The sequence below is a fragment of the Indolivaga alginatilytica genome (assembly GCF_003201355.1).
Classification (GTDB): domain Bacteria; phylum Bacteroidota; class Bacteroidia; order Bacteroidales; family Dysgonomonadaceae; genus Dysgonomonas_A; species Dysgonomonas_A alginatilytica.
In genome coordinates this window covers 1-15,927 of record NZ_QICL01000053.1, presented here as the reverse complement: position 1 = coordinate 15,927, position 15,927 = coordinate 1, and the positions used below count along the sequence as shown (strand labels likewise).

General features: G+C 36.6%; 8 protein-coding genes and 1 tRNA gene. 3 read left to right on the top strand and 6 right to left on the bottom strand.

Going from position 1 to position 15,927, the window contains the following annotated elements; translation table 11 throughout:
- Window positions 1-497 precede the first annotated feature (497 nt).
- Window positions 498-689, top strand: coding sequence for a hypothetical protein (locus tag CLV62_RS21605; RefSeq protein ID WP_146212816.1), 192 nt, complete (start codon window positions 498-500; stop codon window positions 687-689).
- 227 nt (window positions 690-916) lie between these two features.
- Window positions 917-3,082, top strand: a complete 2,166-nt coding sequence (locus CLV62_RS21000) for a polysaccharide lyase 8 family protein (RefSeq protein ID WP_245904159.1) — start codon at window positions 917-919, stop codon at window positions 3,080-3,082.
- Window positions 3,083-3,198: 116 nt separating this feature from the next.
- Here CLV62_RS21000 and CLV62_RS20995 read toward each other — a convergent pair whose 3' ends face one another.
- From CLV62_RS20995 to ung, 6 genes are all read right to left on the bottom strand, one after another.
- Complete coding sequence (locus CLV62_RS20995; protein ID WP_110312733.1) at window positions 3,199-4,533, bottom strand: rhamnogalacturonidase; 1,335 nt, start codon at window positions 4,531-4,533, stop codon at window positions 3,199-3,201.
- Between the two features lie 178 nt (window positions 4,534-4,711).
- Window positions 4,712-6,931, bottom strand: coding sequence for a DUF4838 domain-containing protein (locus tag CLV62_RS20990; protein WP_110312732.1), 2,220 nt, complete (start codon window positions 6,929-6,931; stop codon window positions 4,712-4,714).
- A 109-nt stretch (window positions 6,932-7,040) separates the two neighbouring features.
- Window positions 7,041-9,299 carry a beta-N-acetylhexosaminidase gene (locus tag CLV62_RS20985; protein ID WP_110312731.1) on the bottom strand — a complete coding sequence of 753 codons (2,259 nt, stop codon included), beginning with the start codon at window positions 9,297-9,299 and terminating at the stop codon, window positions 7,041-7,043.
- Window positions 9,300-9,476: 177 nt separating this feature from the next.
- Entirely contained in the window at window positions 9,477-11,282 is a 1,806-nt protein-coding gene (locus CLV62_RS20980; RefSeq protein WP_110312730.1) for an HSP90 family protein, read from the bottom strand.
- 318 nt (window positions 11,283-11,600) lie between these two features.
- The gene (locus CLV62_RS20975) at window positions 11,601-14,204 is read right to left on the bottom strand and encodes a tetratricopeptide repeat protein (protein ID WP_110312729.1); all 2,604 of its coding nucleotides are present in this window, start codon (window positions 14,202-14,204) and stop codon (window positions 11,601-11,603) included.
- 48 nt (window positions 14,205-14,252) lie between these two features.
- Window positions 14,253-14,915: a uracil-DNA glycosylase gene (gene ung / locus CLV62_RS20970; protein ID WP_110312728.1), complete on the bottom strand. Its 663-nt coding sequence runs from the start codon at window positions 14,913-14,915 to the stop codon at window positions 14,253-14,255.
- Window positions 14,916-15,125: 210 nt separating this feature from the next.
- On the opposite strand from ung, the gene CLV62_RS20965 reads away from it, so the two are divergent.
- A tRNA-Arg gene (locus CLV62_RS20965) sits at window positions 15,126-15,197 on the top strand.
- Window positions 15,198-15,927: the final 730 nt, after the last annotated feature.

Genomic DNA, 15,927 nt, shown 5'->3' with positions numbered 1-15,927 from the left:
CTAAGATACGTAAAATCAAGGTCTTTTCAAAATGAAAAATCACTTATTATCAATAAATTACCTGATTTATTGCTCTTTTTTTGTCATGTACTGAGCAAAAGTGACACTTTTTTCGCTGTCTTATTTCTCCCTGTTGGTGTTACTTTTTTCGTTTGTTTTTATTTATTGTGCTATACAATGCCCCTATACATTCTGTTTACTGTCATTATATTAATAGATAAAATAATTCTGCTTATTGATATTGATCATTAAAAACTAATGACTTATTTGGTTGTAGAAGCAGGCTCCGATCTGCCCGTAAAATTTCTTTGTGCTCATTTAAGTTATTTATCCTACGCGCAATCAAAGATTGCTTGTGTTCCTTTTGCCCAAAGCCGCAAAAGGAACCAAAAAGTCTTTGCCGACCACTACGGTGGTGATCCGTTAGCAACTTGCTGTCGGAATAAAATAAGCCGTCCTGTCGGACTCTTTACATTTTATTCTTACCGACTGCTTCGTTGAACGGATTCCTCACCCCCGAAGTAAACGTCGGCTTTGCTTACGCCCGTCAGGCTTTCGACATTGGCGGTTGCACGGGGTACCCGATGTGGGAAGAAAGCGTAAAAAACAAAAAGAAATCAAAGTCGAAAGTATTTTTTTGTTTTCGCTTTCGGAGCACCTATCGGGTCGGGCAAAAGGCACAGTCTTGATCTTTTGTTTCGTTTTGCATCAAGGCAAAATGAAAGACAAACCTCGATAGAGGTGCGTCAGTAAAAAAGGCTGTCTTTCGCTATAATACTTACCCAAGTAATAAATAGTTCTTCGAACTTAATTTTGATGCGTTTACCCTAAAAATACTATGAATTCTTTAAATTTTTCATATTTTCGTAACTTAGAGAGATTTGAGTAATCCTTAACCTATTAAACCTATACTATTGTGAAAAAGACCTTATCCGGAGTTTTACTGTTTTTGCTGATCGTTATACCTGTTTATTCTCAAACAAATGAGATTGAAACTATTAAGCAAAACTATATCGGCTTGCTTTTATCCGAAAATGAGAGAGAGCAGCAACTGGTCAATAGATTGATTGCATTTCCCAAAGAATCGGCAGTTTCGGATCAGATGGTTGTCGAATTGATGGATCGATACCGTATCGCTCCTGATGATATTTCCCGATTATTGAGTAACCTGCAATCGGACGGTTCGTGGAAAGACGTCGATTATGAAAGCCAGAATCGTTCAGGATGGGCGCCAAAGACACATGTCGAACGTATACTTATTTTAGCGAAAGCATATAGACTTCCCTCTTCAGGATATTTTGAATCAAAAGAAGTAGAGGAAGCCATTCACAAATCACTAAAATATTGGACTGATAAGAAGCCGGTAAGCCCCAATTGGTGGCACAACCAGATTGGTGTACCCAAAACTTTGGGCGGTGCTTTGATATTGTTCGAAGCTAAATTGACTCCTCAGGAAAAGCAAGACGCTTTGGTTGTAATGAGTGAAGCTAAATTTAGAATGACAGGGCAAAATAAAGTTTGGCTTGCTGGGAATGTATTAGTAAGAGGCTTGCTGGAAAATGATCTTAGTCTCGTGAAGTCAGCCAGAGATACAATTGCATCCGAAATCAAGATAGGAGACAATGAGGGAATAAAGTCTGATAATAGCTTTCATCAACATGGGGCACAGCAACAGTTTGGTAATTACGGAGCTGCTTATATTTCAAGCATAAGTTTCTGGGCTCAGATGTTTGGTGGAACTTCTATAGCCTTTGATCAGTCTCAATTGAATATTCTAAGTTATTTGATTAACGATGGATACAGACGCATCCTTTGGAAAGGGTATATGGATGTTAATGCCTTAGGACGCCAGTTCTTTAGAAAATCACAGATTCACAAAGCATTTAGCGTAGGGTTTTCGTCGGTGATGTTATCCGAAGTAGATAAAGTAAATGAAAATCGCTATAAAGAATTAATCATCGATAACTTTGAGACCAGAGATCAGCCTACTTCTTTGACGGGATTGTATCATTTCTGGATGTCGGATATGACTGTGCAGCGTCGCCCTTTGTGGATGGCATCCGTTAAAATGTCATCGGATAGGGTAATAGGTGCTGAGGCAGGAAACGGTGACAATCTCAAAGGTTATTATCTGGCAGACGGAGCAACTTACACCTATGTGGATGGCGATGAATATCTGGATATTTATCCTTGTTGGGATTGGCGGAAACTACCCGGTATAACGAGTTATGATACGAATACACCTTTGAAAGAACTCTCATGGGCAGGTTATCACAATAGCAGTAATTTTGTAGGTAATGTGAACGATGGACAGTTTGGATTGACTGCTATGGATTTTTACCGTGATGGTATTACCGCTCGTAAAGCATGGATATTTACAGATGATTATGTTCTTTGTCTGGGGGCGGGTATTTCGGCCGATAGTGGCTGTGTAGTGACTACATCGATAGAGCAACAAGTGAAAAAAGGTGACCTACTTCAATTGCAGAACAATGCTTGGGAGAAAATTAATTCTGCCGAGTTTTTTCCGCAGAATGATACGCGCTTTTTCAGTGGAAAAAAAGGATATATTATTTTAGAACCATCTAAAGGGAAAGCTCAGGTTGAATCTCGCAGTGGTAAGTGGAATGATATTATGAATATGTATCCGAAAGATATGGTAGAGACTAAAGAAGTTGTTTCTTTATGGATCGATCATGGTATTGATCCAAAGAGTGGCTCATATCAATATTTAATTCTACCTGCAAAATCGGAAGAGGAAGTCAAGCAGTTTAATGTCGAAGATATCCGGATTATTCGTAATACGAAGGAAGTACAAGCAGTATGGCTGGTTAAAGAAAGTATAGGATTTGTAGCTTCCTATATTCCTGCGGATGTAAAAATATCGAAAGATATTCACCTCAAAAGTAGTGATACAGGATTGTTTCTTATTAAGCAGACCGGAAAGAAACTGAAAATAATGATCTCAGACCCGACTCAGCAACTGGAGTCTATGAAGATAGAAATCAATAAGAAAAAATACATTGTAAATCTCCCTCAAGGGGATAAGCGTGGAACTTCTGTAGATTTGGAAATTCCTTAATAAGGAAGTGTAAATAAAATAAGAGTTTCTGATATTCATAAAACCGCCGCTTTCCAGAGCGACGGTTTTTATTTTATAAAATAGCAGTGGCATAATATGCAGCTAATTATGTAAGTTTAATATTTTTTCTCGCCGTTAATTATTACATTTTTCAGCGTGAAGCCTTTTATATAATCGGTGTGAATAACGGAGTTTTTTGTTGCTTCAATATTCAGGTTTTCAAATGTAAAGTCCGACAATTGATATTGGTCGGAGTTGCTGACATTGAAAAGAGCACTACATTTGAAATTAATATTGCGCATAGTAACATTACTGGAATAGGATAGGGGGATCTCTGTTTGCCCTTTCAGATCGAAAAACTGTGTCCAAGGCTGAATAAATAAGAAATTAGAAGCATTTCCTGTAATATCTTCAACCAAAATATACTCATAATTTTGAGGAGTATCAGGTCTCATTTTCAACCAAAGCAAACGTTTAGCATTATCTACACGGGTTCGTCTGAGTATTATGTTTCGATTGTGGATAGATTCGCTACCAAGAGTTAGTGCACCATGACAAAATCCATAAACACAGTCTTCAATAATTATATTTCGGTTGCTCCCATTGTTCTCGTCTTTATCTGCTAGAGGGCCTTTGCCGCCTTTCAAAGCTACTGCATCATCATTAACAGACATATAACAATTCTTGATAAGTACGTTTGTACACACATCTATATCGACAGCATCTGTACTGGGTGCTTTTACAGGCTCGGAAGGTGAATATATATAAAGATTCAGGAGTTTTACATTTTCACATTTATAGAGATGTGTAGTCCAGAAGGGTGAGTTTATCAACCTCACTCCCGAAAGTTGCACATCTTTACTATTCGATATATAAACTAAACGTGGACGCAACTCATCCATATTTGTGCACTTAGGAATCACTTCTCTTCGCAACCAGAAAGATTCCCAATAACGCATCCCGTTTCCATTGATAGTACCTTTACCTGAGATTGTAAAACCGTCAACTTTATCGGCATTGACAAGGGCGGCAAAATATTTCAGTGTTTGCCCTTCTATTCGGGTGTTAACAATAGCAAAGTTGCTGATGTCATCGCTACCTTTTAAAGTTGCTCCCTCTACTAAATGAAGATGTGTATCAGGTTTAAAAAAAAGAGATCCGCTTAAGAAAGTTCCTTGAGGAATAACTATTACCCCTCCTCCTGATTGAGATGCTTTGTCAATGACCGCTTGTATTTTTTCTGTTTGTATAATGGTGCTGTCGTTGATTACTCCATAATCGGTAATCACGAAGCTTTTGCCCAATGTTTTTATATTGGTCTCTTCAATTTGTCGAAACCAATCGGGGATAGGTGTCCCATCGGGAAATAAATCTTGCTTTTGTGTGACAGCATGCACTTGAAAAACAAGTGTAAGTATAAATGCTAATAGTATAGAATTATTTTTTCTCATAGTCGATATTGATTTTTGGTATTACAAACATATCAATTAACTTTTGTAGCACTGTTTCATTTTGTGAGAAAAATACTACAGAAAATGATCAATGTCCTGTTGTATATGCTATCTGATAAATAAAAACCGAAACATTTTTATAAATGCCTCGGTTTTTGCGTCTTAATTCTGTGATGATTCAATACACCGATACTTCATCCAAGAAGAACCATGCAGGGAAGCCAACTCCATAATGCCACGGAGGACAAAGCCCGATCGATTCTATTTTTACTTTAATGTAATGTGCTTTTATCTTTTGATCCGATCGTATGGGTATATTTACATATTTCACTTCCGTATCCCGATCTTCGGGAATATCTTTATGTCCCATCAATACAAAATCCTTGTTGTCTATAGAGGTTTGGCAAGTAACGCTTTTAGGTAATAAAATCCATGCGCCCAATTGATGAAGAAAGTCAAACTCAACAGTCTCTATCTCCTTTACCTGTCCGAGATCGATTATAAATTCGGCATCTTTGCTAATCCATCCAACCCAACTTTCGTTGTAGGTTGCACCACCATATAATCCATCCGTTAAAGCAGTATCTCCGATCTTGTCATATGGAGCAGATGGGGGAGTGATAAATGTTATTTTAGCATTGTGAGCTAAACTTTTTCTCTCTTTGGGTAAGTTACGTTGTTCATAAAGATCGCAATAATCTTCAATTGTATTATTACGTTCGTTGAGGTAGATTACATTCAGCTCTTTTGCTGTATTTCTGAATGCATTTAGCTTGCTTTTCAGTTCTGTTACATTCTCAATAGGTTCTGTACGTGCTATCTCTAATTCTGCATATTGAATGGGCAGACGGGCTTCTCTCACTCTATTCAGAAACTCAGGACTATTTGCTACCGCTTTTTCTGCTTCATCAAAAAGAATCTTATATCTTTTCATCATTGGTGTATTCAACATCCCATTTTTATGAGTGATAGGGGTGTCGTAAATCCAAAGAGGTTTATTACTTCCTATTAATGCTCCTTCCCGTAACTTGATGTATTGATATAGATAAGGTGCAGCAGCTTCTCCGTAATAATCATTCAGAAAAGATTTAATTATCGCTTCTGTATCTGCTTCCGTATTCCATAAAAGTTTAGCTACTAAATAAGAACGTAATTCCGAAAAGTCAGTGCCTTTAACTCCTCCGATCTGAGAAAAGTGCATAGTTGCATTGTTCTCTTTAAAGAGGTTCATATTTGGTTTTAATATATGAAAGTTAGGAAATGGAGAAATATAATTATCGAAATTGATGCCATAATCCCAAACGAAGATATTATTCGAGATTTTCGACCATCCTTCCATATCTCTCACAAAAGTTTGTCCCGATGGGTTTTCCGTAAGGGTAACTTCCCGATAACAGTCGATATCGCAAAGCATAATATTTACATTGGGCAATGGTTTTATATACTTGGGCGGTGCTACCGAATAAAGATAAGCTAATGTTGAAAACTCTTTATCGGGGAAACGTTCTGCCAGTTTATTCATGAAATAAATTAAAGTGCCCGATGGGCTGCCTTCTCTTTCATCTATGGCCTTACAGTTATCGCATTGGCAATGATTCTGGCTATCATTTTGACTGACCGAGATAATCTTTTTATCAGGATTAGCTTTGAAAATAGAATCTATCTTGACAGAAACTATTTCAAGTACTTCGGGATTGGTCAGACACCATTGACTAGCTGTTCCCGGGCGACGTTCTCCATTGATAAAAGCATAATATTCGGGATTAGATTTGCCGTATTTAGCAGCAGGTAAGATGCTATTGAATGTATGTACCCAAAGATTTCCGGCGAAAACCTCTTTGGGTTCTTCCAGTCTGTGCCATAATTTATATATGGGATCTTTGATGCTATATGCTTGTGTCTGGCGATACCGAAAAGAGGGGTTATCTATTTTATTAATAGTCTCGGGCAACATTATGTCTTTAGAGATCGTAAACATAGGTAGATTCTCAGCATAATAACGAACTCCTAAATAATCCTCCAATAAGGTTACCACTCCATAGATAGTGCCTTTTCCTTCTTCTCCTATTACACGTATATATCCGTCTTGTGTTGATAGAAAGAAGCCGTCTTCTTTTAGTTCAGATCGATGAAAGCTTTTAATAGGCTCTTGAAAGCTACCGATAAGAATATCTCCTTTTTTTATTTTAGAGTTACTCGAGACAATAGATATCTCTGCACCGGATATTCGTTTTACAAAATCTTGCATCAGATTGGCTGCTTGTAAGTCGGTACTATCTGCCTGATTAACTACAATACGTGTTTGAGGCTTGCCGTCTTTTACAATGGGTAATTGAGCCATAATACCAAAAGGAATAAAGCTCAGAAAAAACAGAAGAACTTTACTTTTCAGATTCATACTATTAGATATTAGGTGATTTATATATTGTTTATACAATGTAAAATGTTTAATGTTATAATGAACTATAGTTGTTTTATCTGCCAAGGTAATAAAAAGGTATGAGACCTTAGTTGATAATCAGCTCATCTAGAAATAAGAATCCTTCGGCATGTTTGGCAAAAACTCTGATATAGCGAGCTTCTTTATTACCTAAACTTCCTGTGAAATCTCTTATAAATAATCGGCTGTAATCTTTAGGCAGATCGTTATCTATTCTGAAAGCTTTCTCGAAGTTTACACCATCAGAAGAAAGGGATACTTCCACATATTGAGGTAAGAATACGCCGGGACCAATGAGTTGCATAAAATTAGTACTGAGTGAGTTTAATATTACAACACTACCCATATCCACAGTTACATCCATATCTGAGGTGAAGCCTTGCCAATGATCGTCGCTATAGGTGAAGCTTCCGCTATAGCCATCTATAAGGGCTGTTTCTCCTCCCGCAGGATACGAATCCCATTTAGTATTATAGATTACTTTTTTACCTATACCTGAATGGTAACCCGATTTCCTTTTGAAGGTTGGTTCCTGAGGCTGTCCATTTACCATAATAGCAGCATTTATATTAACCATTCTGTCAACAGTAAAAGGTTCCGTATAAATAGCAGATTCGTTTGTTGGAGTTGTTCCATCGAGAGTGTATCGGATAAGAGGACTGTTTTGCTCATTTTCGAATCTTATTTCAACAGTTTTCCGTATAGTATCTACCTTTTCCACCATTTCTAACTCGAATGCAGGTTTATAGTAATTCACATTCAGCTTGTCAAGTCTTGGAAATTGATGTACTAATCGAGATTTGAAATCGTCCCAGCTTCTATTTTCAGGCTTCGACCATAGTGCTTCAGCTAAAGCTATCGCTCTAGGAAATGCCATGTATTCTATATGTTGGAAAGTAGGGATATGTTCAGCCCATAGATTTGCTTGTCCACCCCAATAAAGGTGTGCCAGAGAATCAGTAGGGGAGACAACTTCAAAAGAGTACACTTTTCGTAAAGGTAAGTATCCGCCTATTGCTTCGGGTTCGGTCATAGGATTGCCTTGATAACTATCAAAATAACAATGGCTACCGGGAGTCATAATCACACGGTTGCCATGTTGTGCTGCAACATCTCCTTTCGATTTACCTCTCCATACCATGACTGTTGCGTCAGCTGCTAACCCTCCATCGATTATTTCATCCCAACCAACCAGATTGCGTCCTCTAGCAGTCAGATGATTTGATATTCGTTTGATGAAATAACTTTGCAATTCATCTACATCTTTCAGGTTATTATCAGCCATTCTTTTTTGACATTTAGGGCAGGTTTTCCAAGCTGTTTTACTTGCTTCGTCTCCTCCTATGTGTATTTCCTTTGACGGGAATAATGATATTACTTCATCTAAAACATTTTCTAAAAAAGAAAAAGTATCTTCATTTCCTATACAGAAATCGCTATCCACATAAGGTACTCCCGAGCATGATAATTGAGGGTAGGCAACGAATACTTCTTCCGAGTGTGCAGGCATTTCTATTTCAGGAATGGTGGTTATGAATTTAGAAGCAGCATAGGCTACTACTTCTCTTACGTCATCTTGTGTGTAATATCCTCCATAAGCATTGGGTGTATCTTCGTCTACAAATTTTTTACCTTCCTTACCAAATTCCGTCCAAGTTGCTTGGGCGCGAAATGCTGTTTTTTGAGTCAGTAGTGGATATTTTTTTATTTCAATACGCCAGCCAGTACCATCAGTCAAGTGCCAGTGAAAGTAATTGAACTTGTACATGGCTAGTAAGTCAATGTATTTCTTTACTTCATCTTTAGTGAAGAAATGTCTTGAGACATCAAGATGCATACCTCTATATGCAAATCGAGGGCTATCGGAAATTTTAACCGATTGTAATGCAAATTGTCCTCCTTCTATTGGAATCATCTGCAATAAACTTTGTATTCCGTAGAAAACTCCTGCGGGTTGAGGAGCTTCAATAACAATTTTGTTCTTGTCTATATCTAATTTGTACGATTCTTTGTTTTCGCCTTTTCCTAAATTAAGAATCAAAGCATTGGAGGAATTAATATTCCCCTTCTTTACCTCTACTTTCGTGTGCGTTATATTACTTAATACTTGTGCCAAATAATCGGCAAGCTGCTTAATTTCCTCATTGTCATTGGTGACTAGAATAGTTGTCTTTTTATTCCATTGAAACGAACCTTTACCTACTTCTACCTCATTCGGTTGAGGTATAATCTGGATAGGGTTGGTTTTATTCTGAGCATTCCCGATAAAGGAAAATCCCAGAAGCAATAAACAGAGTGTACTAAATAGTCGATTGGTATTACTCATAAGGTTTTGTTTTGTGTATAATGATTGGTTATTAGATTGTGTTTGTTGTAATATATGTAATCTCCACTCTACAATATTAAAGTGGAGATTATGGTGTTTCTTAATAAAGGTTCTTTCGCGAACAGATTTACTGTTATATTATTTTTCAGAACATCAGCAATAAATAAGTCTGGGACCTTACAAATCAAATTTGCCGATAAAGTTGCTCATACCCATTATCAATAGTTGATAAAGAGCATCATTAAAGACAGTCATTTCCTTTTTATTAACGGGATAACCTCCCAACATAAGAGCTTGTACATACATAATATGTACTACGGAATTGAATAATGTTTCGTCTTCAATGGCAATTAGATTTTGTACAATCTCATTGTCTTTGTTGAAACACAGGGTTGGCATATTATCCTCTTTCTTGATGAAGTTGTGCAATGTAGCGGCAAATGGATTACCCGAATTCGATAAATTCTGGATATTCTTATTGCTCATCGCTTCGTCATTTGCTACATATATAGCAGGAGTATCTATCGGATCAAATTGCTTTAGCTGAGCTTTGCAGTATTGGTTTTTAAGCAAGTCGTTTGCTCGTTTTTCGAATTGTTGATATCTCTCGTCATCAGATATTACTACATCCGAAAGAGTATCTAATATATCTTGAGGGGTGATTTTCTCCAAGCGTATATCGGGGAAAGAGATTTTTATTTTTTGAATTAAATCTACTTCAAACGAATATGCAGCATTGATCACAGTCTTTCCTTGTGAACCTGCGATACGGCGTATTTGGCGAAAATCGTCCAACGATGGGGTATAATAAACTATGTCATTGTATGTTTTAATAGACAAGAATGTCATATGACCTTTATTCGTTTCGAATGGAATATAGTCTATAAACATTTTCAATAATTCACGATCTTCAACCGCCAGTGCTTTGATAAAGATATGATGTATGCTTATTATCTCACTTAGTTTTTTTACATCATTAAGCATTAATACTTTCAGATAATCTTTGAAGCAGTTGCTAAGCTCTTTTTTTGCTTCCTTCATTACATCATCATCCATTAGAGATTCGCGAGATGCAGTTGGGCGTAAATCGTTTGTATTAATAATGCATTTTACAAAAGATGTCCATTCGGGTAACAAGTTGTTAGCCTGCTCGCACAGATACATTCGTTTAAGGTATATCTTATGCTGTTTTGATCCTGAGAATTGTACTTTATAAGGCATAATGTATGCAACTCCATCAATTTGTCCCTTGTCTGAATGTAAATAGAATGCATCCAAGAAATTGATGTTGAATGTTTTTCTTCCATATTCCAACAAGTCTTCTTTAGAGCTGTCTTTATTCAGCCATACGGGATCTTTATCTACTAATACTTCTGTACCTTCGTCAGTAATGAAATTAATAGTAATAGGTAAAGCATTGCCAAATTGCAGAATATTTTTCTTTAATTCTTCTTTTTCAAATAAAGGAAGCCATTCTTTTTTAGGAGATAATATAACTCTGGTTCCTGCTTTTTCTATATTATCAATGGCTTCTACGGTATAGGTTCCATCGGCTTTTCCTCGCCAGCATACCGACTTGTCTTTGAGCAGCGAACGGGTTTCTACTACAATCTCATGACTCACTACAAGGCACGATAACATACCGATACCGAATTTTCCGATAAAGTCTTTTTCGTTGAAGTCTCCACGTTTTGAGCTTTGCCCGATAACCGATAGAAATTGATGTACTTCTTCTTCTGTCAAGCCGATTCCGTTATCTTCGAATATAAGTTGAGGAGTATCGTCTACTTTGTTCAGATAAACGTTGATTATTCCTTTATGGTTTTCTTCAATTGATTTTCGAGCCGTGTTTGCGTCTATGCCGTTTTGAAGAAGTTCTCTTACAAATACGTTTGGCGCACTGTATATGTGTTCTGATAGAAGCTCTATCATCCCTTTCAGATTTACTTGAAAGAGGTATTTATTTTCGTTGTTTTCTTCCATTTTTTATTTTTTGTTGTAATCTATGGCTAATAAGATCTTTAAGTAGCGTTAAATATTTAATGTGATTTTTATCAGTATAACTGCCTTTGGTTGTTATGCCTGCCAAAGCAATAAAAAAGGTCTGTGACCTTAAAGATTACAATCGTACATTACAAATTTAAACAATAATTGGATACCATTTTTCAATGATACCCAATTTTGATTGTATTTGAATTGTTAATTAAGAAATACGCAATATTTATCGCTATTGTTTTACAATAATTATAACAATCTATTTTGTCGACTTATAAGATAAACAGAAAAGCATGGAGCTTTAATTTATCTTTTGCGGCGTTCTCTTTTTCCTGTTAGTTTCTGAGCCTGCTCGTTTCCATTATCGGCCGCTTTTTGATACCAATACATAGCTTGCACTTCATCCTCGGCAACGCCTTTTCCTGTCAGATAACAATTACCTAACTCAAATTGTGCTGAATCGTGATCATCTTCCGCAATCTTGGTCAACATCTGTATCGCCTGATTTTGATCCATACTTACACCTTCGCCATTTAGGAGCATCATTGCTGTTTCATACTGAGCGTTGTAGTTGCCGTTTTGTCCTGCATCAGATAACCAGCGATAGGCATCAGTCAGGTTTTCTGTTGTACCTCGTCCATATTTATAGCAAAGCCCTAAACGATATTTTGCGGCAGTGTAGTTCTCGTTGGCAGACAAACTGTAATATTTGAAAGCTTCGGTTTCGTTTTCTTCAACACCCAGTCCGTATTCGTAACAAACTCCTAGTCCTTCCGAAATAACGTTTTGCTCTTCAGCAAATTTAAAATATTCAAATGCTTTTTCATATTGGGTTTCTCCCCCTCCCATATTGTACAGGTAGTATTCGCCCAGCATAAGTGCTGCATACGGATACCCTTGTTCGTATGCTTTGGTGTACCATTCTATTGCTTTGTCAAGATCGGTTTCAATTAGTCCATAATAGTAATACGAGGCAAGTTTATATTGAGCATAGGTATATCCCATCTCAGCGGCTTTCGTCATATATTCTATAATCTTAGCAGCATCAAACTCTAAGCCTCCGTATTCTTGTTCGTAGCTTAATGCCAGTTCAGTAAGTCCGGGCGCACTACCTGCTTCTGCTGCCTGATTGAATAGTTTAAGAGCTTCTTCCGGATTTTCGGGTATTCCTACAGCATATTTGTAATAACGTCCTAAATGATAGAGAGCATCGGGCAGACCTGCTTCTGCTGCAATCTGATAGTGTTTAAATGCTTCTGCTGTATTTTCTTCACCCAATACGCCATCTTCGTAATACACAGCTAGTTTTGTGTTAGCATACGGATAGTTATTTTCTGCTGCTTGCTGATATAGATCGAATGCTTTTTGATAGTCCTGATCTACTCCGAAACCGGTTTCGTAACAGAAAGCCAATTCTACACGTCCATAATTTGATCCCAGTTCAATTGCTTGTGTCAGATATTTAACCGCTTTTTCGGCAGCTACTTCATCTTCACCACCAACTCCTACACGATAATAATTTCCGGATAATTCGATACTGTATAAGTGTCCTCTTTCAGCTCCGAGCTCGAATAATTCGAGAGCTTTCTTATAATCGGGTTCTGCTACAAATTCGGCATTCTGATAACCTAATCCCAAACGATAAGGGGCGTATTCATTCCCCATTTCCATCGCTTTTTCAAGAAGTAGCTTAGCTCCTTCTATCTCTTTTGGTAAAATATCTGTTTCCAGTATTAAATATGCCTTTTCGCTCAAGGCTCTTGGAGTTCCGTCTTCAATAGCTTGTTCCAAATAGGCTAAACCTTTTGGAATATCTTTTAGTTTCTCATTGTATAGGTAAATACAAGCCAATTCGAACGAAGATTCACCATAACAGTATAGAGCAGCTTTTTCGTGCCATTCTATTGATTTTTCTATAGATGTGTTTTCATCATTGCCAAAATTGTAATATTGCCCCAAGAAATTAGCGGCATATACTACGTGGTAATTATATGCATTCTCTAATAGTTGTATGCCTTCATTTTTATCTGCATTTTCCAATCGCCCGTTTAGGAAATTCATTCCAAGCAGATACTCACAATAATGACCACCTACGGCAATTCCTTTTTTCATGGCCTCAACAGCTTTGTCCAGATTGTTTTCTTTTCGTAGATAATAATCTGCCAATAAATGATAAGGTTTGCGGTGGTTAGGCTCAGTCTTGTCTATATGTTCGTTTATGCGTTGCAACAGCACACTATCATCCAGATCCTTGTCATAAAAATCAATGTATAATAAAAGTATTTGTGCCGATTCGTATCCCAGTTCGATAGAACGTTCTACAAGTCTTCTGCCTTCTTTTTTATTTTCATCACCATATTCTGGTAAACCAAGATATAATCCATATCCATAATCGCCCAAAGAGGCAGGGTCTTCCGCCTTTACTCCTTCTTTGAGGTATTCTATTTTCTTGGTTAAATCACGATACCCCCGTCTGGCCGAACCGTATAAATCAGATTGTTCACAATATCCTCTGGTATGCCCTATATTTATAAAGCGATCGTTGATGTCTTTATTTAGGTTGAACCAGAATCTATAGTCGGTATCGTTATACTCCATCGAAACATACTTGTTCCAGTTACGAGTATATATTTGTCGATAAAGTTCTTTAATAGTATCGTCTACTTTATTTTCTAGTAAAGCAACATCACAAATCGCTAAAGCATCAAGCCACTCCGGCTTATCATTATAATCGTCTTTGTTTATATATTGCTGAGCGATTGATGATAGTGTGGAAAGATCCTCTATATGTTTTTTTAGAAGACTGCTATATTGATTTTCTAAGTTTGTCGAAACAGGAATTTGAGACCCGCTTGATTGCTCTTTAGAAGTTTCGTTGTTTTTATTTTTTCTTTTGAAGAATCCGAACATAATATATCCTTTTAGTTTTTGTTATTTAAAATCAGGTGGACGATTATCTCACCATTCAATAGGAGTTTGCCCTTTTGATATCAGATATTCATTAATCTGGCTGAAATGCTTGTTCCCAAAGAAACCTCTGTGTGCAGAGAGTGGAGATGGGTGTACCGATTTCAATATAAGATGTTTATTGCCATCAATAAAAGCTGCTTTCTTTTGAGCATATGATCCCCATAAAAGAAAAACGATATTTTCTCTTTCGTCAGCTAGTTTTTTTATTGCTGCATCGGTAAAGTTTTCCCATCCTTTATTCTGATGAGAGCCTGCCTGATGTGCTTGTACAGTCAAAGTCGCATTTAGGAGTAATACCCCTTGGTCTGCCCACCGTGTCAGATTACCCGACTTGGGAATGGGTATCCCTAAATCTGTATTTATCTCTTTGAAAATATTTATCAGTGAAGGTGGAAATTGTACGCCGTCATTTACCGAAAACGACAGTCCATGTGCCTGTCCATCGTTGTGATATGGGTCTTGTCCTAAAATTACGACCTTTACTTTATCGAAAGGTGTATGATCAAATGCATTAAAGATTAACTTGGCGGGAGGGAATATCTGTTTTGTTTGATATTCACTTCTGATAAAGTTAGTTACTCTTATGAAATACTCTTTTTCAAATTCTTCTTTCAAGTGGGCTTTCCATGACTCTTCAATCTTAACATCCATAGTTGTGTGATATTTGATGACTTTGACAAAGATATAAATAATAGAATAAATATAAAGTAAGCTTTTAAAGCTAATTCTTCTTGTTGTAAATTACATAAAGAGGAATAAAGTATCTTTATAAATAATTAAATGCTTTTAAAAGGATAGAATCATACAAATTATAAAATGAATTCTAAATATTTTTATACTTTTGCAAACGAATTGGATAATGGTCCCGTAGTTTAATGGATAAAACGTAGGATTCCGGTTCCTATGATGGGAGTTCGATTCTCCCCGGGATCACATTAAATAATAAAAAAGAATTAAACCCCTTATTTTCATTGAAAATAAGGGGTTTTTGTTTTAATACTTCCGATAAAAAAAGGTAGTTTAATGCATATTCCATAAGGTTAAATCGTGGGACTTGGGGGTCCATAAAAAAGTCCAATAATTTAGCTTCGACAACTGTTACTTTGGCAAATGGTGTGCCGATCGAGAATGTTTCGAAGATGTTGGGACATAGGAGTATTCGTATGACTGCGATTTATGTCAAGGTGTTGGATTTGAAGGTGAGCAGAGATATGAATGAGTTAGCTGTGAAGTTGAATAAGAGGAAAAGGAGTGGATGAGGCGCCTTCTTCCTGAAAATGAAATTAAGTATCTTATAATTAGTGATTTGAAAATGGAACCAGATATAAGCCAGAAGACAATTTACTAAAAAGCGGTTCTCTCAGTTTCGAGAGAGCCGCTTTTAAATTTACCGAGTTGTCGTGTTTGCTTTCAACTGGAAAATGTTTAAATTAAATAAAATTAACTAAAATAACTTAATTGACAGGTGGTATATTTAAATAAATAATTTATTTTTGCATTAATTTAACAATTTGTATGTCAATTAGCAATTCAATTAGCAATAATATAAAAACATAAACTCAAGACTGTAATCTATTATTAAAACAAACCTAATAAAGCACACGTAACAAACCTTTAATTTTCAAATAAACACAAAATAACAATCGGAGTCAATTAAAAGATT